The organism is Rhodococcus sp. HNM0569 (genome assembly GCF_012726205.1).
Taxonomy (GTDB): domain Bacteria; phylum Actinomycetota; class Actinomycetes; order Mycobacteriales; family Mycobacteriaceae; genus Rhodococcus_F.
The window spans coordinates 1-20,455 of the sequence record NZ_JAASAE010000024.1 but is presented as its reverse complement, the minus strand read 5'-3'; the positions used below and the strand labels follow the sequence as shown (position 1 = coordinate 20,455).

Below are 20,455 nucleotides of genomic sequence, written 5' to 3'. Positions count from 1 at the left end.
GTCGTCCTCCCCTGCCTACTGGCCGGCCGTGTACGAGAAGTCGGCCGAGAAGTGCGTGAGTTGATACCACAGCAGCGCGCCGGTTTCGCGCGCGATGCCGTGCACCTGGGACTCGCGCGTGAACACCGCGGGCCCCTGCCGGGTGGGTGAAGTCCATGCGTCGAGTCCGGTGTCTCGGGCCATCGTCCGAGTCCGCAGCGAGTGCCACGGATCGCTCACGAGCACCATCGAGTTCAGGCCCTCGGACTGCATACGTTCGCTGACCGCCTCGATGCTGCGCAGCGTGTCGGCACCCTCCTCGACGGCGCTGATCGAGTCCGCGGGCACGCCCCGCTCGATCAGATAGTTCTTGCCCGCCGCGGCCTCGGTGAACTCGTCGCCCTCCTGTTTGCCGCCCACGGTGACGATGCGCGGGGCGACACCGTCGTCGTACAGCTTGCCTGCCTGTTCGAGTCTCGCCTCGAAGACCGACGACGGCGTGCCCGCGTACTGCGCGGCACCGAGCACGACGATCGCGTCCGCGGGCGTGCGGTCGTCGATGCGCGCGACCTGCCACACGCGCACCGCGGTACCGAGCACGAGGAGCAGCCCCACCAGCACGGTGCCGACGACGAGCCGCCGCAGCCACCGGGCGATACCCGCCCCGACTCCGCGCCGGACCGGACGCTCCCGATGCGGGCGGTCGATCACCGATGTGTAACTCACTCCACGATTCTGCCAGGAGAACGTACGGCGACAGGGCGGCGACGCGCGTCCGTACCGCTCACCACCGCCGCCTCGTCCGCGCCGCGCGTTCCGTCGCGCCGTTAGATTTGTCCCATGGCACCCACACTCGATTCCGCTCGCTCGCCCGTGGCGCTGCGCCGGTTCGCCGCCCTGTGCGCAGTGGCGTTCGTCGCGCTGATCGCCCCGCTCGCCGGCTCGGCGACGGCGTCGGCCGAGGCGCCGTCGCGCCTCGCGACGCAGATCACCGACACGGCGGGAGCGCTCGACGACGCGCAGCGCGGCGACGTGCAGACCGCGATCGACGCTCTCTACGACGACCGGCGTATCCGGCTGTGGGTCGTCTTCGTCCCTGACTTCGACGGCACCGCGGCCACCGACTGGGGGCAGCGAACGCTGCAGATGTCGAATCTCGGTGACAACGACGCACTGCTCGCGGTCGCGACCGTGGACCGCGAGTACTCGTTCTTCGAGCCGGTCGGCTCGAACGGCGTCAGTGAGTCCGAGGCCGCGTCGATCCGCACCGACGAGATCGAACCCGCCTTGCACGAAGAGGACTGGGCCGGTGCGGCCATCGCGGCTGCGGGAGGCATCGACGACGCCGCCGGCTCCGGCAGTGGCATGTCGGGCACCACCTTCCTGCTGATCGGTGGAGTCGTGGTGGTGGTGATCGCCGCTGTCGTCGTCTTCGGCAGGAAGCGCAAGCGCGGCGACGCCGAGGCACAGTCGGAGGCCGCGAAGTCGATCGATCCCGAGGACACGGCAGCGCTCGCCGCACTGCCGTTGCCGACACTCGACGATCGTGCCCGCGCCTCGCTCGTCGAGACCGACGACGCGATCCGCACGAGCAGCGACGAACTCGACCTCGCCCGCGGCGAATTCGGCGACGACGCGACCGCACAGTTCACGACCGCGCTCGCCGCGGCCCGCAGGACCCTCGCCGCCGCGTTCGAGATCCGGCAACGCCTCGACGACGCGATTCCGGAGACTCCCCAACAGCAGCGCGAGATGTTGATCGAGATCATCTCGTCGTGCGGGCGCGCCGACAAGGAACTCGATGCGAAGACCGAGAAGTGGGACGGCATGCGCGATCTCCTGCTGCGCGCCCCGGAGCGGCTCGACGAGCTGACCCGGCGGGTCGTTGCCGTGCAGGTCCGCATCCCGGAGGCCGAGAACGCGATGCGCACCCTCGAAAAGGACTATCCCGCAAGCACCCTCGCCTCGATCACCGACAACATCGGGCTCGCGCGCGAACACCTCGACTACGCCGATCGGATGATCTCGCAGGGCCGCGACGCGGTCGCGCTCCCCGCCGGGAAGCAGGGCCCTGCGGTGCCGGCGATCCGTTCCGCCGAAAGCGCACTGGGGCAGGCGTTGGCGCTGCTCGACGGCGTCGACCACGCCGCGACCGACATCCGCAACGCGATCGCGTCGCTGCCTGCGGCGATCGACGACCTACAGCAAGGTATCGACGCGGCGGCACGGCATCTCGAGTCCGGCTCGGAACCGAGCAAGGTCGCCGCGCGCCGTCCACAGCTCGTCGCCGCGCGCGCGACCGCCGAGCAGGCCCTCTCGGCCGCGCAGGCGAGCAAGGATTCCGACCCGCTCGGCAGCTTCAACAGCATCGTCGCGGCCGACGCCGCCCTCGACACCGAACTCGCCCATGTCCAGGAGGCGCAGGCGCAGGCCGAGCGCTCCCGGCGACGGCTCGAACAGGACCTGATCGCGGCGGAGGCCCAGGTGACGGCGGCGGCCGACTTCGTGGCGACGCGTCGCGGAGCCGTCGGCGCGAACGCGCGTACCCGACTGGCGGAAGCGCAGCGTCATCTCGACGAGGCACGGTCGTTGCGGGAGAGCGACCCCGGTGCCGCGCTGCAGCACGCTCAGGCGGCGACGTCACTCGGTCATCGCGCACTGATGGAAGCCCAGGCCGACGTGAACTCGTGGAACGACACTCACCGCCCGAGCGGCGGAGCCGGGGGCGGCGGCAATGTCGCGGGCGCCGTGCTGAGCGGCATCCTCATCAACAGCGTGCTGCGCGGCGGCATGGGCGGCGGCCGAGGCTTCGGTGGCGGCGGCTTCGGGGGTGGCGGATTCGGTGGCCCCGGCTCGTTCGGCGGTTCCGGCAGCTCGGGCCGAATGGGTGGTGGCGGCCGATTCTGAGCCCCACCTGTGAGCACTTGACGAGTCCGGAGACTCGTCAAGTGCTCACAGCGCGAGCGCTCGCAGCGAAGCGGTCAGGCTCCGACGAGCCGCTGCGCGAGATAGCCCTCGACCTGGTCGAGAGCGACCCGCTCCTGCGCCATGGTGTCGCGCTCGCGCACGGTGACGGCGTGGTCGTCGAGCGTGTCGAAGTCGACCGTGATGCAGAACGGCGTGCCGATCTCGTCCTGGCGACGGTAACGACGGCCGATCGCGCCCGCGTCGTCGAACTCGATGTTCCAGTTCTGTCGCAGCGTCTGCGCGAGGTCCTTCGCCTTGGGGCTCAGGTCGGCATTGCGTGAGAGCGGCAGCACCGCCGCCTTGACCGGCGCGAGCCTGCGGTCGAGCCGCAGCACGGTGCGCTTGTCGACACCGCCCTTGGCGTTGGGCGCCTCGTCCTCGTAGTACGCGTCGACGAGGAACGCCATGAACGAACGGGTCAAGCCGGCTGCCGGCTCGATGACGTACGGCGTGTACCGCTCGCCTGTCGTCTGATCGAAGTAGTCGAGCGCCGTGCCCGAATGCTTCGCGTGGGTCGACAGGTCGAAGTCGGTGCGGTTGGCCACGCCCTCGAGTTCGCCCCACTCGCTGCCCTGGAACTCGAAGCGGTACTCGATGTCGACCGTGCGCTTCGAGTAGTGCGACAGCTTCTCCTGCGGGTGCTCGAAGAGGCGCAGGTTCTCGGGAGCGATGCCCAGACCCGTGTACCAGTCCATGCGGTAGTCGATCCAGTACTGGTGCCACTTCTCGTCGTCGCCGGGCTTGACGAAGAACTCCATCTCCATCTGCTCGAACTCGCGAGTGCGGAAGATGAAATTGCCCGGGGTGATCTCGTTGCGGAAGCTCTTGCCGATCTGGCCGATGCCGAAGGGCGGCTTCTTGCGCGCCGACGTGAGCACATTGGCAAAGTTGACGAAGATGCCCTGCGCCGTCTCGGGCCGCAGGTAGTGCAGGCCTTCCTCGCTCTCGACAGGGCCGAGGTAGGTCTTGAGCATCATGTTGAAGTCGCGCGGCTCGGTCCACTGGCCGGTGGTGCCACAGTTCGGGCAGACGATGACGTCCATCGCAACCGCATCCGGATCCTCGAGACCCTTCTTGTCGGCGTACGCCTCCTGCAGGTGATCCTGACGGAACCGGTGATGGCAGTGCAGACATTCGACGAGCGGATCGTTGAACACACCGACGTGTCCCGACGCGACCCACACCTCGCGCGGCAGGATGACCGACGAGTCGAGCCCGACGACGTCCTCGCGGCTGGTGACCATGTTGCGCCACCACTGCCGTTTGATGTTGTCCTTGAGCTCGACGCCGAGCGGACCGTAGTCCCACGCCGACTTGGTACCGCCGTAGATCTCACCGCACGGGTAGACCAGGCCTCGGCGCTTGGCGAGGTTGACGACGGAATCGATCTTCGACTTGGGTGCCACTCGGTGCTCTCCATCTGGGTAACAGATGCACGGTTCACGTGCGATGTGCGGGCCCCGGATAAGGGTGAGGCCCTGCATCCAGCCTATCGGTCGCGGCCTCGGCGACCCACCCACCCCGGTTGACATGCGGATTCATGCATACAACAATGGAAACGGTTTGCAATAAGGGTTCCTCGTGCACCCGAAGCCCGTGGCCCGGCCACGATCCGCCCCCGCCCCACGAAGGAGCACCGTGAGCACACTCGAGTCGGACGGCCTGCACGAGGACGCGGAAGTGCAGGAAGCAACGGCAGTGCAGGAAGCAACGGCAGCGCACGTGCACGAGACGCCCGCGCTGCTTCCACCGAAACCGACGCTCGTCGCAGCGGGCGAACTACTGCGCGCACTCGCCGCACCGGTCCGCATCTCCATCGTGTTGCAGTTGCGCGAGCAGCGGAGTTGCGTGCACGAACTCGTCGGCGCCCTCGGCGTGACGCAACCACTCGTGAGCCAGCATCTGCGCGTCCTCAAGGCCGCGGGTGTCGTGCACGGCGAGCGCGTGGGCCGCGAAGTGATGTACAGCTTGGTCGACGACCATCTCGCACATATCGTCGTCGACGCCGTCGCCCACGCCGAGGAAGGACACAGTTGACTCCGCCCACCACCCGATCGAACGCCCCGGCCACCCGATCGGGGCGCAAAGCCGCACCCACCGTGGGAGTACGCGCGACTCGCCAGCGCAGCGCCATCTCGGCGCTGCTCGACGACATCGAGGAGTTCCGCTCCGCACAGGAACTCCACGACGAGCTACGCAAACGCGGCGAAGGCATCGGCCTCACCACGGTCTACCGCACGCTGCAGAGCCTCGCGGATGCAGGCACCGTCGACGTCCTGCGCACCGACACGGGCGAGTCGGTGTACCGGCGATGCTCGTCGGGCCACCACCATCACCTCGTGTGCCGCGACTGCGGGTTCACCGTCGAGGTCGAAGGCCCGACCGTCGAACGATGGTCGGCGGCGGTCGCGGACGACCACGGATTCACCGATGTGAGCCACACCCTGGAGATCTTCGGCACGTGCCGCGAGTGCACAACCGCGGCGAACTGATCCGACCGAACCGATCCGCCGCGGCGCCGTCTAGGGAACCAGCCCCTCGCGAGCCGTCTCGGCGCCGGACAGGACGAGCAGCAGCATCGTCGTGAGCGCCGTGTCGTCCAGCCCCGACGCCGGGAAGGCGTACCGCAGCACCACATCGACCGTGCGGCCGCGCGTGAACGCGACGACGGTGCCGAACTGCAGTTCGTCGTTGCGCGCGGCGACCCGCTTGTGCAGGGCCGCGCTCGCCGGCCGGTCCCACGCGAGCACGCACGTGAGCGAGACGACGTCGAGCCCGTCGGTGAGCGTCATCGCATTCAGCGAACACAGCGCGCCCGCGTAGTCGAATCGCAGCGAGCCGTCGTCGGCCGTGTCGACCTGGGTGAACACCCGCAGCGCGTCGGCGGTACGGACGAGGAGATCGTCTGCGGCGCCGGTCATTTGACTCCGCCGAAGCGGCGGTCCCGCTCGGCGTATTCGACACACGCCGCCCACAGGTCGCGGCGGTCGAAGTCCGGGAACAGCTTCTCCTGGAACACCATCTCGGCGTAGGCCGACTGCCACAACAGAAAGTTCGACGTGCGCTGCTCGCCCGACGGACGCAGGAACAGGTCGACGTCGGGCATGTCCGGCTCGTCGAGGTACTTCGCGACCGTGGCCTCCGAGACCCGATCCGGATCGATCTCGCCTGCCGCGGCACGCCGCGCGATCTCGCGAGCAGCGTCGGCGATCTCGGCACGGCCACCGTAGTTGACACACATCGTGAGGGTCATCACGGTGTTGTCCTTCGTGAGCTCCTCCGCGATCTCGAGTTCCTTGATCACGCTCGCCCACAGCTTCGGTCTGCGCCCGGCCCACCGGACCCGCACACCCATCTCGTGCATCTCGTCGCGCCTGCGACGGATGACGTCGCGGTTGAAGCCCATCAGGAAGCGCACCTCGTCTGGGCTGCGCTTCCAGTTCTCGGTGGAGAACGCATACGCCGACAACCACCCGACGCCCATCTCGATGCACCCGCACACCGTGTCCATCAGCACTGCTTCGCCGCGCTCGTGCCCCGCGGTGCGCGGCAGGCCGCGCTCCTGCGCCCACCGACCGTTGCCGTCCATCACGAGAGCGACATGTCGCGGGATCAGCTCGGCGGGCAGGGACGGCGGCGTCGCTCCCGACGGGTGCGGGTCGGGCGGTCGTACCTGCCGGTCAGCTGCCGAGCTCGGCCGCGCCCGGCTGTCGCGTCGTCGAATCACGGGTTCCATCCTGCCTGACCGCGTCGCCTCGTCCCACCGCGGCGTGCGGAGCAGAACGTTCGATCAGCGGCAGGGTGCGCAGCTGACGTTCGAGATGCCATTGCAGGTGTGCCGCGATCAGCCCACTGGCCTGGGTGCGCTGCGCCGATTCGTAGCTGTCGACGACGGCCCAGTCGCCGCGCAGGTAACACGCCATGAGGTCGAGGACGCCGTCGCGGGGCGTGGCCGAACCGGGCGGGCGGCAGCGCACGCACACCGCGCCGCCTGCCGCGACGTGGAACGCCCGGTGCGGGCCGGCGGCACCGCACCGGGCGCACTCGACGAGCGCAGGCGCCCATCCCGCCGCACTCATCGCGCGCAACAGAAATGCGTCGAGGACGAGCTCGGGAGCACGACGGTGCGCTGCGATGGACTCCAGCGCGCCGACCGTGAGCCGATGCAGGTGCGGGGCGGGAGCCCGCTCGTCGCCGGCCAGACGCTCGGCCGTTTCGAGCACGGCACACGCACTGGTGTAGCGCGCGTAGTCGTCGACGATGTCGACCGCGAATGCGTCGACCGTCTGCACCTGGGTGATCGTGTCGAGGCTGCGGCCCGGGTACAGCTGGACGTCGACGTGCGCGAACGGCTCGAGCCGTGCGCCGAACTTCGATCGCGTGCGGCGCACACCCTTCGCGACGGCGCGCACGAGCCCGTACCGGCCGGTGAGGAGCGTGATGATGAGATCGGCTTCGCCCAGCTTGTGCTGGCGCAGCACGACCGCACGATCCCGGTACAACCTCACCGCACTGTCTCCTCACTCGTGTGCCGGAGACAGTGTCCCACCGCGGGCGGACACGAAACCCCGCGACGTGCCGGTATGTCACTCGCCGGAGACGACGAATGCCGCCGGCCCGTGGGCCGACGGCATGTCGCGGCGACGGTGCCCGTCATGCGCCTCTCGGCATGTGGTCGTTCGAAACGACTTTTCTGGGGTGGTACCCGGGGCATTGTCCGAACACCGTCCCCCTCCTCAACCACCCCCTGCCCCGAGCTATTCCGACGCTGTTCCCGGAGATCCGGGCCGCCGCGGCAGGCCGGTCGCCCGGTACCCTGCGAGAGTGTCGACAGCCCACCTTCCACCGCCCGCCCTTCCCGGTTCCGCCCACGCCGTGCGCACCGAGGCGGAACTCGAGCAGATCCTGGGCGCGCCGCATCCCGACATCCGCGACAAGCACACGACCTTCACCACGCCACTCGTCCGGCGATTCATCGAACACGCGCGGTTCTTCACGCTCGCGACGTCGGACGCCGACGGCAACTGCGACTGCTCACCGCGCGGCGACATCGAATCGACAGTGCGCTTCTTCGGCGACCGCACGCTCGTGCTGCCCGACCGGCTCGGCAACCGCCGGGCCGACTCGTACCGCAACATCCTGGCGAACCCGCACGTGGGGCTCCTGTTCGTCGTGCCCGGCATCGACGAGGTCGTGCGCGTCAACGGCCGTGCGACGCTCTCCACCGACCCCGAACTGCTCGAGTCGATGGCCATCGGGGGCCGCGCGCCGAATCTCGCCGTCGTCGTGGAGATCGACGAGGTGTTCACGCACTGTGCCCGCGCGATCCTGCGCGCGAAACTGTGGGAGCGCGACCTGTTCCCCGATGCCGACGCGGTGCCGTCGCTGCGCGAGATGCATGCCGAACAACACTCCCTCACGGTCGGCGCCGACGAGCCGCGCCGCCAGGAGGAGTACCGGAGCTACCTGTACTGACGTTGCGCGGCACCGACGGCCCTACCCGGTGGTCGCGATGTGGTCGGCGACGAGCGGCACGACGGTGTCGAGCGCGTACCGCATGGACAGCACGGTGTTCGTCGAGTACGCCTTCTGCACGTTCGGATCGTCGAACACCACTGCCCGGCCTTCCCGCACCGCCGGAATCGAGGCGAACACCGGGTTCGACTCGACGTCCGAGGCCGGGCGCTGCACCGGAAACACGACGACGAGATCCGCGTCGAGCAGATCGAGTGTCTCTTCCGACAGTGGGTGCGAGAACTGGACCTCGGGCAGGGTGTCGAGCACGGGATTCGGCACGAATCCGAGCTTCGTCATGAAGGCCACACGATCGGTGTCGGCGCTGTACGCACCCCAGCCTCGACCCGAGAGTGCGGCGACGGAAACGCTCTTGCCCGCGAATTCGGGGTGCGCACTCGCCGCCTCGGTGAACGCGTTCCGCACGGAGTCGACTGCCTCGTCTCCCGACACCCCGAGCGCGGTCGCCACCATCGTCACCTGCTCCTCCAACGGCGTCTTGAAGTCGTCGCCGCCCGGCGGTGGTCCGATCGTGGGGGCGATCGCGGAGAGCATGTCGTATCGGCCACGATCCCCTGAGCTCTTGGTGTCGAGGATCAGGTCCGGTTCGAGTGCGGCGATCTGCTCGTACGACGGCTCGAGTGTGCCGAGTTGCACGGGCGGCGAATCGTAGAGCCCGGCGGCCCACGGCCCGACGCCCTCACCGCCGAACGCGAGCCAGTCGCTCGCGCCGATCGGTTGCACACCCAGCGCGAGTGCCGTTTCCGCGTCGCCCCACCCGAGGGCGACGACGCGCTCGGGTTCGCGGTCGACCGTGACGTCCCCGAACTTCGTCGTGACCGTGGCCGGGAATGCTGTCCCGGAACTACCCGAGGGCGCGCCGGCCGCAGCCTCGTCGCCTCCCGATCCGCATGCCGAGACAGCGAGCAGGACGAGCGGAAGGACGAAGAGCGCGGCGCACCGTTTCATGGAGGTAAGGCTAACCACACTCACAGCCGCCGTCGGCGCCTCCCCCTCGCAGGAGGGCGTGCACCGAAGCAGGCACAGGAGTGGTCGCCGCGATCCACGAGGCCGGTTGCGCGGCACGCGCAACGGACTCGAGCGGCACGACGCCGGCCCATCCGCCACGATCCGCGCCCGACGGTTCCGACGGCGGCGCGTCGCGCACCTTGACGGTCCAACGCTCGACCGCCATCGCGAGCACCGTCGTCGCGGCGAGCTCCTTGCGAGTGGATTCGCGCACCTCACTTACCCTTCCTGGGATTATCCTGTCCGACAACACCTCCAGTGCGCTCTTCTTGTCGTCGCCGTCGAGCGCGGTCAGCGTGCCGTGCACGACGGCCGAGCGATAGTTGGCCGACGAGTCGAACAGCGTCTCGGCGACCACGATCCCGTCGAGCAGCACCACCGACAGCGCGGCAGGCACGCCTCCCGCGGCCAGCCCGAGCGCCCCGGCGCCGCGCGAGCCGTGCAACAGCACCCTCTCGCCGTCACGCGCGTACAACATCGGCACGCACCATGGCAGCCCCTCCGAAGAGACGATCGCGAGCGAGCCCACGAGAGACGCGTCGAGCACGGCGTGCAGGTCGTCGAGGTCCGTGCGCGCGCGATCGGCCAGTCTGCGTATCGCGGCGGAGTCGGTGCGAGGATCGGTCGGTATCCGGGTCATGCTCGCTACCGTCTCCCCGACACCGGCTCCCCCACCAGATCCGGTTCTGCCCGGATTCTCCATACCGGTATCGTGGCCCTATGGCGCGTCCCCCACACGACGTGGTCACGCCGATCACGCTGCCGGACGGACCAGGATCTCTCCGGCATCGGCTTGCCGACGCACTCGTCCGCGAGATCCGTGCGGGCACACTCGCCGACGGCGACAGGCTGCCCTCGACCCGCGCCCTTGCGCGCACGTTGGGCGTCGCCCGCACCGCCGTGGTCGAAGCCTTCGACGAGCTGGCAGCGGCGGGCTGGGTGGTCGCGGTGCCCGGCTCCGCGACCCGTGTCGCGGCAGGCGCGCGCTCCGCCGCCCGCACAGTCGCCGACCCCGTGATCGACCCGCCCCGTCGCCTACCGCCCGCCGCGCCCGGATCAGCAACGATCGACCTCACGCCCGGCGCACCCGATCCGGATCTGGTATCGCGCACCGAGTGGCGTCGGGCTTGGCGTCGCGCGGCCGACGCGGCGATCGGAGTCGACCTGGACACGGCACGCAGCCACCCGGAACTGCGCGCCGCGCTGTCCGCGCACCTGCGTCGCACGCGCGGCATCGTCGCCCGCGCCGACGAGATCGTGGTGGTACCGGGTGTCGCAGCCGCGCTGCGCGCACTGTGCGTCGCAGCCGACCTGAACGGCCGCGACGTCGCGTTCGAGGATCCGGGCTATCCGCGCGCGCGGCACGCGTTCGTCGCGGCGGGCGCCACACCTCGCGCGGTCTCGGTCGACGGCGACGGACTCGATCCCGCGCTGCTGCGCCCCACCGATCGGGCGGTGTACTGCACTCCCGCACACCAGTATCCGACGGGTGGCCGCATGCCCGTCACGCGCCGCGCGGCACTCGTCGACGCCGCACGCACTCTCGGCGCGCTCGTCGTGGAAGACGACTACGACGGCGAGTTCCGCTACGGCACTGCACCATTGCCCGCCTTGCGCAGCGTGCGCGGTGGTCGAGACTGTGTCGCCTATGTGGGTACCGCGTCGAAGATCCTCACGCCCACACTGCGTCTCGCCTGGATCGTGGCGCCGCGCGACCTGCACGCGGGTATCGCGGATGCGCTCGACGCGGCGGGTGAGCACTGCTCCGGCACGGCGGCGCTCGCGCTCGCCGCGTTCGTCGAGTCGGGCGCGCTCACGCGGCATCTCGCCCGCGCGTCTCGCACCTATGCCGCCCGGCGTGCGGCATTCGTCACCGCGCTCACGGCAGCGGATCCCGGAGGACTGCTCGCCGTGGACGGCATCGGCGCGGGGCTGCATGTCGTGGTTCGGCCGCGCTCGCCCGTGCCGAGCCGCGATTTCGCGGCCGAGTTGGCAAGGGCCGGTGTCCTCGCACCGCCGCTCGCCGAGTACTCGGCCGACGACTCGGGTTCGGGCGTCGTCTGCGGATACTCACGCCTACGTGAGCCGGATGCGCCTGCCGCGGCCCGGGCGTTGGTCGGCGCGGCTCGTGCGTGCGTCAGAACCCGAGGCGGCCGAGCTGCTTCGGGTCCCGCTGCCAGTCCTTCGCGACCTTGACGTGCAGGTCGAGATAGATCTTGGTGCCGAGCAGTCGCTCGATCTGCGTGCGGGCGCGAGTGCCCACCTCGCGCAGCCGAGTGCCGCCCTTGCCGATCACGATGCCCTTCTGGCTCGCCCGCTCGACATACAGCAGAGCGTGCACATCGAGCAGTTCGCCCTGCTTCTCGGTGCGCCCCTCGCGCGGCACGATCTCCTCGATCACGACGGCGAGCGAGTGCGGAAGCTCGTCGCCCAGGCCCTCGAGCGCGGCCTCGCGGATCAGCTCGGCCATCAGCGTTTCCTCGGGCTCGTCGGTGAGCTCGCCGTCGGGGTAGAACGCCGGTCCCGGCTCCATCTGGTCACGCAGCACGTCCACGAGCACGTCCACCTGCTCACCGGACTGCGCCGACACCGGAACGACTTCGGCCTCGGGACCGAGCAGCTCGGACAGTGCGACCAGCTGTTGCCCCACGGCGTCGCGGCCGACCTTGTCGATCTTCGTGACGATGCCGACGAGGACCGTCTTGGGTGCGACCTGCTTGATCTGCTGGACGATCCAGCGGTCCCCTGGGCCGATCTTCTCGTCCGCGGGCACGCACACGCCGATGACGTCGACCTCGGAATACGTGTCCTTGACGAGGTCGTTGAGCCGCTGGCCGAGCAGCGTGCGCGGCCGGTGCAGGCCCGGTGTGTCGACGAGGATCAGCTGCAGGTCGTCGCGATTGACGATGCCGCGGATGGTGTGCCGCGTGGTCTGCGGCCGCGACGACGTGATCGCGATCTTCGACCCGACCAGCGCGTTGGTGAGCGTCGACTTGCCGGTGTTCGGCCGCCCGACGAAGCACACGAAGCCCGAACGGAATTCCTTCTGCGCCATGCTCACTCCCCTGCCCCGCTCTCGACTACCGTGCCGTCGACGCGCGCGACGTGCACCGCGGCGTTCGGGCTCTTCTCCTGCAGTGCGGCGACGCCGGGATCGTCGCGATCGGCACCGATCACGACGGCGGCCTCGAAACCCTGGGCGCCCGACGACAAGGCGGCCGCCACCGCGCCCTGCAATGCCGTGAGTGTCAGCGCGTCGAGTCGGACGGCCCCCGCCGCGTACGTGCGACCGTCGAGATCGCGCACCGCAGCGCCTTGGGTGCCTCCGCTGCGCCCCAACGCGCCGCGTGCGAGCACCACGAGCTTCGAGTCCTCGGTATCGAGGGCGCCGGTGGAATCGAGTGGGCCGGGGCCGGATTCGGCCATGCTCATGCTGTCCCTTCGTGACGGGTGTCTTCGGAGTCCGCACGACGCTCGCCGGATTCGGCGCCGTGCGCGCGCGTGTCGTGTTCGTCCACCGTGGGGGCCCGCCGGACGAACACCGTGGTGATACGGACGCGGCCGCGCGGCGATCCGCCGCCTTCGCCGCGCAGGACGAGACCGTGCGACTCGACCTCGGAGCCCGGCAGCGGCACGCGACCCAGCTCGTATCCGATGAGCCCGCCGACCGTCTCGACCTCGTCGTTGTCGATCTCGACGTCGAACAGGTCGCCGAGATCCTCGATCGGCAACCGCGCCGACACACGGTACGTGCCGTCGCCGAGGTCCTCGACCGGCGGAACCTCGTCCTGGTCGTACTCGTCGGCGATCTCTCCGACGATCTCCTCGATCAGATCCTCCATCGTGACCAGACCTGCGACGCCGCCGTACTCGTCGACGAGAATCGCCATGTGGTTCGCCATGCGCTGCATGTCCGAGAGGAGCGTGTCGAGCGACTTCGAGTCCGGCACGAACACAGCGGGCCGCATGACCTCGGCGACGGTGACGCTGCGGCCGCCGTCGCGCGAGTAGTAGGTCTGCTGCACGAGATCCTTGAGATAGACGACTCCGAGGACGTCGTCGACGTTCTCGCCGATCACCGGGATCCGCGAGTGACCGCTGCGCACCGCGAGCGATGTCGCCTGCCCCGCGGTCTTGCCGGATTCGATCCAGACCATCTCGGTGCGTGGCACCATCACCTCGCGTGCCGTCGTGTCGCCCAGCTCGAACACCGACTGGATCATGCGACGTTCGTCGTCCGCGACGACGCCACGCTCCTGCGCGAGGTCGACGAGCTCGCGCAGCTCGATCTCGGATGCGAAGGGGCCGTTGCGGAAGCCGCGGCCCGGCGTCACCGCGTTGCCGATCACGATGAGCAGGCGGGTGACCGGCCCCAGCAGCGCACCGAGCACCTGCAACGGCATCGCGGCGGGCAACGCGAGCTGGTACGCGTGCTGACGGCCGAGCGTGCGGGGACCGACACCGATGACGACGTAGTCGACGACGACCATCACGACCGCCGTGACCACGAGCGCCCATACGAGGGGCAGCAGGTCGATCAGCGCGGCCGCGAGGACGACGGTGGCCGTGATCTCGCACAGGATGCGCAGCAGCACCATCAGGTTGACGTAGCGGGGGCGGTCTTCGACGACCGCGAGCAACCGAGGCGCCCCGGGCCGCTCTTCCTTGATCATCTCCTCGACGCGTGCGGGCGAGACCGTCGCCAGTGCCGCGTCGACCGCGGCGAACAGGCCCCCGAGGGGGACCAGCACGATCGCGACGGCGATCAGCGCTATCGCGCCGGTCACTGTTCGGGTGCGTCGAAGAAGCCGGCCTTGCCGAGCAGGCGCCGGTCACGCGCGGCGAGTTCCGCGTCGCGCTCGGCGCGCCGCACGTCTTCGTACCAGTCCTCGAGCAGACGGTTCTGGAGACCGAACATCTCCTTCTCCTCGTCCGGCTCGGCGTGGTCGTACCCGAGCAGGTGCAGCACACCGTGGACCGTGAGCAGCGCCAACTCGTGCGCCAGCGGGTGCCCCGCCTTCGCCGCCTGATCGGCAGCGAACGACGGGCACAGCACGATGTCGCCGAGCATGGCCGGACCCGGCTCGGGCGCGTCGGGGCGGCCGCCCGGTTCGAGTTCGTCCATCGGGAAGGACATCACGTCGGTGGGTCCCGGCAGGTCCATCCACTTCATGTGGAGGTCTGCCATCGTCGCCGAGTCCACCAGCACCATCGACAGTTCCGCTGCCGGATGCACATCCATCCGCGCGATGACGAAGCGGGCGACGCTGACGAGTTCCTCCTCGGTGACGTCCATGCCCGATTCGTTCGAGACCTCGATGCTCATGTGTGTCGTCTTCTCCTCTTTCGGCGGCAATACAGCCTACCGGCGGGACGAGCGGGCGTTTCCCGCACGTCGCTGTGCCCGGTTGCCGACGGGACCACGCTCACCGCCGGAGTCGTGAGCTGCCTCGTAGCGGTCGTACGCGTCGACGATGTCCGACACCAGTCGATGCCGCACGACGTCGCCGCTGTCGAGGGTCGCGAAATGGATGTCGTCGATGCCGCCGAGGATGTCGGCCGCGGCCCGCAGACCCGAACGCGCGCCGCCAGGCAGGTCGACCTGGCTGACGTCGCCGGTCACCACGACCTTGGATCCGAAGCCGAGGCGGGTGAGGAACATCTTCATCTGCTGCGCGGTGGTGTTCTGCGCCTCGTCGAGGATGATGAAGGCGTCGTTCAACGTCCGGCCACGCATATATGCCAGGGGTGCGACCTCGATGACACCCGACTGCATGAGCTTCGGGATCGCCTCCGGATCCATCATGTCGTGCAGCGCGTCGTGCAGCGGCCGCAGATAGGGATCGATCTTCTCGTGCAGCGTGCCGGGCAGGAAGCCGAGCCGCTCGCCCGCCTCGACCGCGGGCCGGGTGAGGATGATGCGACTGACCTGCTTGGTCTGCAAGGCCTGCACGGCCTTGGCCATCGCCAGATACGTCTTGCCGGTGCCCGCGGGGCCGATGCCGAAGACGATGGTGTTGGCGTCGATCGCGTCGACATAGCGCTTCTGGCCGACGGTCTTGGGCCGGATCGTCTTGCCACGCCGCGACAGGATGTCCAGGCTGAGCACCTCAGCGGGCGATTCGCCGACGCCGTCGGTGAGCATCGAGACGGTGCGCCGCACCGCATCGGGGGTGAGTGCCTGACCGCGTGAGACGATCGCCACGAACTCGCCGAGCGCGCGTTCGGCGAGCGCGACGTCGGACGGCTTGCCGGACAGGGTGACGGTATTGCCCCGCACGTGGATGTCGGCGGTGAGCACCTGCTCGAGCATGCGCAGGTTGGCATCCGCGGTACCGAGGATCATCGGGACGAGATCGGGCGCGATGTCCATACTCGAACGCACGGTGCGCTCGGCGGGGAAGGCACGCTCGGTCGGTGCGCTGGTGAGAGTCGAACCGTCGAAGTCGGTGTGTTCCGTCACGTGGGGGCTATGGCCTGCTTTCCGTATCCGACGACAGAGTGTGATGGCGTGTGACCGCATCCCGATTCTATCGTGCATATGGGACGTTTCCCACCGAGTAACACCCGCTCGGCCGTCTCGGGACTCATGCCATCTCGGGCGCGATCGTCTCCATCTGCTCGAGGACGAGTTTGATCGCGGCGGGTTGCTGATCCGGCGGATAGCCGTGCCGCACCAGCAACCGCTTGATCTGCGAACGCAGCTTCGCCTTGACGTCGTCGCGCTGGGTCCAGTCGGTCTTGATGTCCCGGCGCATGACGGCGACGAGGTCGCGCGCGATCTCGGCGAGCTTGCCCTCGCCCTGTTCCTCGACGGCGGACGGGTTCTGGCTCACGGCGTCGTAGAAGGCGAGTTCGTTGTGGTCGAGCGGCGGGTCGAATCGCTTGCCTCGGTCGGCCTCGTGCGCCACCTCCTGCGCCATCTCGACCATCGCCGCTATCACTTCGGCAGACGTGAGCTGACTGTTGGTGTATTTGCGCATCAACTCCTGCAACCGTTCCGAGAAGGCCCGCTGACGCACGATGTTGTGCCGGGCAGCTTTTCGGGACTCCTCGTTGACGAGCCTGCGGAGCGCCTCGATCGCGAGGTTCGGGTTGCGGGCCCGCTGCGTGCGGGTGACGAAGTCGACGTTGATCTCGGACAGCGACGGCTTCGGCATCCCCGCCGCGTCGTAGATGTCGAGGACCTCACCCGATTCGACGGATGCGGCCATCAGCGTCCGCAGTGCGCGTTCGACGTCCTCGGGTACCACCTGCCCCCGGGCCGCCCGGTCCTCGGCGTCGAACTTGGCCATGTAGACGCGGACCTCTTCGAAGAACCGTGCGACGGGCGCCTGCTCGCGTAGTTCCTCCCGGCTGCCGCAGATGGCCCACACCCGCGACAGCTGCGACGAGAACGTGCGGTAGCGCGCGGCGAGGGTCTGTTCACCCTCGGCCACCTGGTTCTCCGGGTGCCGCGGGTCGCGCAGGTAGTCGACGGCACCGAGTGCCGCACGCAGGTACGACTGCGGACCGGGCTCGCGGAGCCTCCCCCGCCAGTCGAACCCGTGCAGGATGTTCTCGAGTTTGGTGACGAGGTTCTTCGCGGTGTCGATCGCCGCGTCGATGTCGCGGCCGAGCGGCTTGGATTCCTGGTCCGATTCGGTGTACTCGGCGAGCGCTGCTGCCAGGTTGTCGGCGACGGGCGCGTAGGCGACGAGGAGCCCGTCCTGCTTGCCCCGGAAGGTGCGGTTGACGCGGGCGAGGGCCTGCATCAGCAGCGCCCCTTTGAGCGGCCGGTCCAGGTACATCGTGTGCAGCGGCGGTGCGTCGAAACCGGTGAGCATCATGTCCTTGACGATGACCAGTTCGAGTTCGTCGTCGATGTCCTTGATGCGCTTTTTGACGACGGCGTTCGCCGAGTCGCGGCGCACGTGGTCGCTGATCGGCGGCTGATCGGACGCGTCGCCCGAGTAGACGACCTTGATCCTGCCCTTGTCGAGGTCGTCGGAATGCCAGTCCGGGCGCAGCGCAACGATCCGCGAGTAGAGGTTCGCGCAGATCTCGCGGGTGCCGCCGACGATCATCGCCTTGCCGGGCGCTGTCGGGTTGTCCGCCGAGCCGACGAACTCGCTCATCGCGGCGCGTCTGCGCTCCCAGTGCTCGACGAGGTCACGGGCGAGCTGGTCGAGGCGGGCGGGCGCACCGTAGACGGCGTTGACCACCGCCACGCTCTTCTCGACGCGTTCGCGTTCGGTGTCGTCGAGCCCGACGGTCGCCTCGTCCGCCGAGGCGTCGAGATCGGTTTCGGTGATTCCGTCGGCGAAGGCGACCTTGACGAGCCGGCTCTCGAAGTAGACGGGGACCGTCGCCCCGTCCTCGACGGCGCGGGTCAGGTCGTAGATGTCGATGTAGTCGCCGAAGACGTCGCGGGTGTTGCGGTCGTCGAAGGACACCGGCGTGCCGGTGAATGCGATGAGCGCGGCATGCGGGAGCGCGTCACGCAGGTGCCGGGCGTAGCCGTCGAGGTTGTCGTAGTGGCTGCGGTGCGCCTCGTCGACCACCACAATGATGTTCCTGCGGGCCGAGAGCTGGGGGTGACTGGCCCCGGAGTCCCTCTCTTCCTTCGTTTTTCCGAACTTCTGCAAAGTGGTGAAGTAGATGCCGCCAGTGGTGCGGCCCGACAGCTCCGCCCGCAGTTCCTCACGCCGCCGGATCTGCCGTGGCTGTTCGGGCAACAGCTGCGAGCGCAGGAACGTCTCGTACAGTTGGCCGTCCAGCTCGGTGCGGTCGGTGATGACGACGATCGTCGGGTTCGCCAGTTTCGGGTGCCGGATCACCTGCGCGGCGTAGAGCTCCATCTCCATCGACTTTCCGGAACCCTGCGTGTGCCAGACGACTCCGGCCTTGCCGCTGGATTCGACGGCGTGCACCGTGGAGGCGACGGCCTTGGTGACGGCGAAGTACTGGTGCGGCTTGGCAATCCGCTTGACGAGGCCGCTCTCCCCCTTGTCGAACGCCGTGAAGTTGCGCAGCAACTGCAAGAAGCGTTCCTGGTTGAACAGCCCGTACACCGCCGTCTCGAGTGCGGGCGCCGACGTCGCGCCGACGGGTTTGCCGTCGTCGTCGACATTCCACGGCGAGAAGTGGTTGAACGGCGTGAACGCGGTGCCGTATCGCGCTGTGACGCCGTCCGAGACCAGCGTGAGCAGCGAGAAACGGAACGCCAAGGGGAACTCGGCGAGGTAGGTGCGCAGCTGCGCATGCGCCTCGGCGAGGCCGGCCCGCTCGCTGCCGCCGCGTTTGAGTTCGACTATCGCGACGGGCATCCCGTTGAGGTACAGCACCAGATCGAACCGGCGGTGCACATCGGTCTTGCGGACGGTGACCTGACTGACGGCGAGCCAGTCGTTGTCGTCCGGCGACGTGGAGACGAGCCGGATCGTCGGCGTCACCTCGGCGCCGGACTCGTCCGTGTAGGTCACCTTCCGCAGCCCCTCGGTGAGGTAGCCGTGAATCGTGTGGTTCTCGGCGAGAGCGTCGAGCGATCCGGCCGACGCGACGATCGCCGTCGCCTCGTCGACGACGTGCGGCGGCAGCGCCGGATTGAGGGCCGCGATGGCGGCGCGTAGCCGGGGAACGACGAGGAGTTCGTCCCAGCCGGCCCGCTGACCGGTGTCAGGGGCGATGGACGTGCCCTGCATCGGTGTCCAACCGAGCTCACCGAGCGTCTCGAGGGCCAGATGCTCCCAGTCGGCTTCGCTCAGGCCGTGGTCGCTGAGGCTGTGGTCCACCATGTCCCCTCCCTCGTTCATGGTCATCAATGTAGATGGGTGCGGCGGCAGTCACCGTCGCTCGCGACTGATCGTATGCGCCCCGCTGCGCTCTTCTCGTTCTCTTGCCGATAAGCCGCCTTATCGACCGTTTACTTCGTCGATTGGGCGTCGGGTTACACGATTGCGGCATCGAGGCGGGATCCGATCCCGTTTCCGACAGTCACAGCGTCTCTGCTGCACAGAAAGGTCACGTCATGTCGACACCTCAGTACCCCGGTCCCGCTCAGCCCTATCCGGCGCAGGCACCGAGGAAGAAGTCCAGGAAGTGGCCGTGGTTGGTCGGTGCGATCGTCGGGGTGTTGGTTGTCGTCGGGGTTACCGGCGGCGGCGAGGACAAGGACGCTTCGACGGCGCCCGTGGCGTCGGCACCGGCTGCAGAGAGCCCGGCGGCTCCGGTGGCTCCGGTGGCCGCGGAACCGGAACCCGCTGCCGCGGGCATCGGGACTCCGGTGCGGGACGGCAAGTTCGAGTTCACCGTCACGAACGTCGAAACCGGCCTCTCGTCGCTTGGCGACAACCCGTACCTGGCGAAGGAGGCGCAGGGACAGTTCGTGGTGGTCACGATGACGGTCTTGAACACGTCGGACGAACCGAAGGGCGTGAGCCCGGACGACCAGAAACTGTTCGACGGTCAGGGTCGCAAGTTCAGCGCGGATATGACGGCGGCGATGAACCTCGACACCGATGTCGCGATCTGGGACAAGATCAACCCGGGTAATTCGGTGACGTTGAAGGTGGTCTACGACATGCCGGCAGATGCCGTTCCCGCATCGATGGAACTGCACGATTCGATGTTCTCCGGCGGAGTGAAGATGTCTCTGCAGTAGGCGGTTTCCGCCGAGGTATCAGAACGGGGGTGGGTCGTCGTCGCAATCCAAGTAGGCGGGCCGGTGGGCCGGGACGGCAGGGACCGGTTCCCGCACTGCGGGCGGGGGTGGCGTGGCGTCGAGGATGTACTTCAAGTCGTCCTCGACGCCACGCTCGTTGGGTTGACCGAAGAACCGCTGCAGTGCGGCAGGTTCGGTGAGTTCGACGCCGAGGGCTGCTGCGATGTCGGCGTCGGCGATGCCGGCGCCGTCGTTCTGTGGCTCGTCGGTGGCGCTGAATTCGCCTGTGGGTTCGGTGATCACGTGTTCGCCGGTGGCCATGGT

At 68.7% G+C, this 20,455-nt stretch carries 20 protein-coding genes; 6 read left to right on the top strand and 14 right to left on the bottom strand.

Annotation, left to right across the window (positions count from 1 at the left end):
- Positions 1 to 15: 15 nt before the first annotated feature.
- On the bottom strand, positions 16 to 690 hold the full coding sequence (locus HCA44_RS19900; RefSeq protein ID WP_346764818.1) for a YdcF family protein: 675 nt from the start codon (positions 688 to 690) through the stop codon (positions 16 to 18).
- A 129-nt stretch (positions 691 to 819) separates the two neighbouring features.
- Between HCA44_RS19900 and HCA44_RS19895 the strand changes: the two genes are divergently transcribed.
- Positions 820 to 2,886 carry a TPM domain-containing protein gene (locus tag HCA44_RS19895; protein WP_169651065.1) on the top strand — a complete coding sequence of 689 codons (2,067 nt, stop codon included), beginning with the start codon at positions 820 to 822 and terminating at the stop codon, positions 2,884 to 2,886.
- 74 nt (positions 2,887 to 2,960) lie between these two features.
- Here HCA44_RS19895 and HCA44_RS19890 read toward each other — a convergent pair whose 3' ends face one another.
- Positions 2,961 to 4,352 (bottom strand): glycine--tRNA ligase, encoded by a 1,392-nt coding sequence (locus HCA44_RS19890; RefSeq protein ID WP_169651064.1) that lies wholly within the window; start codon positions 4,350 to 4,352, stop codon positions 2,961 to 2,963.
- A gap of 292 nt (positions 4,353 to 4,644) precedes the next feature.
- Here HCA44_RS19890 and HCA44_RS19885 point away from each other — a divergent pair, with 292 nt between their 5' ends.
- A complete protein-coding gene (locus HCA44_RS19885) occupies positions 4,645 to 4,983 on the top strand; it encodes a metalloregulator ArsR/SmtB family transcription factor (protein WP_346764817.1) in 339 nt (112 codons plus the stop codon).
- Positions 4,984 to 5,045: 62 nt separating this feature from the next.
- Positions 5,046 to 5,438, top strand: coding sequence for a Fur family transcriptional regulator (locus tag HCA44_RS19880; protein WP_169651080.1), 393 nt, complete (start codon positions 5,046 to 5,048; stop codon positions 5,436 to 5,438).
- Positions 5,439 to 5,468: 30 nt separating this feature from the next.
- On the opposite strand, the gene HCA44_RS19875 is transcribed toward HCA44_RS19880, so the two are convergent.
- Genes HCA44_RS19875 through recO form a run of 3 tightly spaced genes read right to left on the bottom strand, consistent with a single transcriptional unit; the run spans position 5,469 to position 7,454 of the window.
- The gene (locus HCA44_RS19875; protein ID WP_169651063.1) at positions 5,469 to 5,867 is read right to left on the bottom strand and encodes a YbjN domain-containing protein; all 399 of its coding nucleotides are present in this window, start codon (positions 5,865 to 5,867) and stop codon (positions 5,469 to 5,471) included.
- Complete coding sequence (locus HCA44_RS19870; RefSeq protein ID WP_169651062.1) at positions 5,864 to 6,682, bottom strand: isoprenyl transferase; 819 nt, start codon at positions 6,680 to 6,682, stop codon at positions 5,864 to 5,866. Before HCA44_RS19870 ends, HCA44_RS19875 begins: the two co-directional genes overlap by 4 nt.
- The gene (gene recO / locus HCA44_RS19865) at positions 6,627 to 7,454 is read right to left on the bottom strand and encodes a DNA repair protein RecO (protein ID WP_169651061.1); all 828 of its coding nucleotides are present in this window, start codon (positions 7,452 to 7,454) and stop codon (positions 6,627 to 6,629) included. Before recO ends, HCA44_RS19870 begins: the two co-directional genes overlap by 56 nt.
- Positions 7,455 to 7,770: 316 nt before the next feature.
- On the opposite strand from recO, the gene HCA44_RS19860 reads away from it, so the two are divergent.
- Positions 7,771 to 8,421: a pyridoxamine 5'-phosphate oxidase family protein gene (locus HCA44_RS19860; protein ID WP_346764816.1), complete on the top strand. Its 651-nt coding sequence runs from the start codon at positions 7,771 to 7,773 to the stop codon at positions 8,419 to 8,421.
- A 21-nt stretch (positions 8,422 to 8,442) separates the two neighbouring features.
- On the opposite strand, the gene HCA44_RS19855 is transcribed toward HCA44_RS19860, so the two are convergent.
- Positions 8,443 to 9,429, bottom strand: coding sequence for an iron-siderophore ABC transporter substrate-binding protein (locus HCA44_RS19855; protein WP_169651060.1), 987 nt, complete (start codon positions 9,427 to 9,429; stop codon positions 8,443 to 8,445).
- Between the two features lie 10 nt (positions 9,430 to 9,439).
- Positions 9,440 to 10,129, bottom strand: coding sequence for a pyridoxamine 5'-phosphate oxidase family protein (locus HCA44_RS19850; protein ID WP_169651059.1), 690 nt, complete (start codon positions 10,127 to 10,129; stop codon positions 9,440 to 9,442).
- Positions 10,130 to 10,209: 80 nt separating this feature from the next.
- On the opposite strand from HCA44_RS19850, the gene HCA44_RS19845 reads away from it, so the two are divergent.
- Positions 10,210 to 11,685 (top strand): PLP-dependent aminotransferase family protein, encoded by a 1,476-nt coding sequence (locus HCA44_RS19845; protein WP_169651058.1) that lies wholly within the window; start codon positions 10,210 to 10,212, stop codon positions 11,683 to 11,685.
- Here HCA44_RS19845 and era read toward each other — a convergent pair.
- The 6 genes from era to HCA44_RS19815 all read right to left on the bottom strand — a co-directional run bounded on the left by era (position 11,627) and on the right by HCA44_RS19815 (position 19,283).
- Positions 11,627 to 12,544, bottom strand: a complete 918-nt coding sequence (gene era, locus HCA44_RS19840; RefSeq protein WP_169651057.1) for a GTPase Era — start codon at positions 12,542 to 12,544, stop codon at positions 11,627 to 11,629. The two genes, HCA44_RS19845 and era, sit on opposite strands and share 59 nt — an antisense overlap.
- A 2-nt stretch (positions 12,545 to 12,546) precedes the next feature.
- Entirely contained in the window at positions 12,547 to 12,921 is a 375-nt protein-coding gene (locus HCA44_RS19835) for a cytidine deaminase (protein ID WP_240945679.1), read from the bottom strand.
- Positions 12,918 to 14,276: a hemolysin family protein gene (locus HCA44_RS19830; protein WP_169651056.1), complete on the bottom strand. Its 1,359-nt coding sequence runs from the start codon at positions 14,274 to 14,276 to the stop codon at positions 12,918 to 12,920. The genes HCA44_RS19835 and HCA44_RS19830 overlap by 4 nt, the downstream gene beginning before the upstream one ends.
- Entirely contained in the window at positions 14,273 to 14,815 is a 543-nt protein-coding gene (gene ybeY / locus HCA44_RS19825) for an rRNA maturation RNase YbeY (RefSeq protein WP_169651055.1), read from the bottom strand. The genes HCA44_RS19830 and ybeY overlap by 4 nt, the downstream gene beginning before the upstream one ends.
- A 36-nt stretch (positions 14,816 to 14,851) precedes the next feature.
- Positions 14,852 to 15,862, bottom strand: a complete 1,011-nt coding sequence (locus HCA44_RS19820; protein WP_240945681.1) for a PhoH family protein — start codon at positions 15,860 to 15,862, stop codon at positions 14,852 to 14,854.
- A 214-nt stretch (positions 15,863 to 16,076) separates the two neighbouring features.
- Positions 16,077 to 19,283, bottom strand: a complete 3,207-nt coding sequence (locus tag HCA44_RS19815) for a type I restriction endonuclease subunit R (protein ID WP_169651053.1) — start codon at positions 19,281 to 19,283, stop codon at positions 16,077 to 16,079.
- A gap of 83 nt (positions 19,284 to 19,366) precedes the next feature.
- Here HCA44_RS19815 and HCA44_RS19810 point away from each other — a divergent pair, with 83 nt between their 5' ends.
- Positions 19,367 to 20,131 (top strand): DUF4352 domain-containing protein, encoded by a 765-nt coding sequence (locus tag HCA44_RS19810; RefSeq protein ID WP_346764815.1) that lies wholly within the window; start codon positions 19,367 to 19,369, stop codon positions 20,129 to 20,131.
- A gap of 18 nt (positions 20,132 to 20,149) precedes the next feature.
- On the opposite strand, the gene HCA44_RS19805 is transcribed toward HCA44_RS19810, so the two are convergent.
- Positions 20,150 to 20,455 (bottom strand): hypothetical protein (locus tag HCA44_RS19805; RefSeq protein WP_169651052.1); only part of this gene is annotated, 306 nt, incomplete at its 5' end.

What these genes read in the sequence shown, in the direction of transcription:
- HCA44_RS19855 (WP_169651060.1), bottom strand. Translation starts at nt 9,429, where the DNA reads ATGAAACGGTGCGCCGCGCTCTTCGTCCTTCCGCTCGTCCTGCTCGCT.
- HCA44_RS19850 (WP_169651059.1), bottom strand. Translation starts at nt 10,129, where the DNA reads ATGACCCGGATACCGACCGATCCTCGCACCGACTCCGCCGCGATACGC.
- HCA44_RS19815 (WP_169651053.1), bottom strand. Translation starts at nt 19,283, where the DNA reads ATGAACGAGGGAGGGGACATGGTGGACCACAGCCTCAGCGACCACGGC.
- HCA44_RS19835 (WP_240945679.1), bottom strand. Translation starts at nt 12,921, where the DNA reads ATGAGCATGGCCGAATCCGGCCCCGGCCCACTCGATTCCACCGGCGCC.
- HCA44_RS19875 (WP_169651063.1), bottom strand. Translation starts at nt 5,867, where the DNA reads ATGACCGGCGCCGCAGACGATCTCCTCGTCCGTACCGCCGACGCGCTG.
- era (WP_169651057.1), bottom strand. Translation starts at nt 12,544, where the DNA reads ATGGCGCAGAAGGAATTCCGTTCGGGCTTCGTGTGCTTCGTCGGGCGG.
- ybeY (WP_169651055.1), bottom strand. Translation starts at nt 14,815, where the DNA reads ATGAGCATCGAGGTCTCGAACGAATCGGGCATGGACGTCACCGAGGAG.
- HCA44_RS19845 (WP_169651058.1), top strand. Translation starts at nt 10,210, where the DNA reads ATGGCGCGTCCCCCACACGACGTGGTCACGCCGATCACGCTGCCGGAC.
- HCA44_RS19820 (WP_240945681.1), bottom strand. Translation starts at nt 15,862, where the DNA reads ATGGACATCGCGCCCGATCTCGTCCCGATGATCCTCGGTACCGCGGAT.
- HCA44_RS19895 (WP_169651065.1), top strand. Translation starts at nt 820, where the DNA reads ATGGCACCCACACTCGATTCCGCTCGCTCGCCCGTGGCGCTGCGCCGG.
- HCA44_RS19870 (WP_169651062.1), bottom strand. Translation starts at nt 6,682, where the DNA reads ATGGAACCCGTGATTCGACGACGCGACAGCCGGGCGCGGCCGAGCTCG.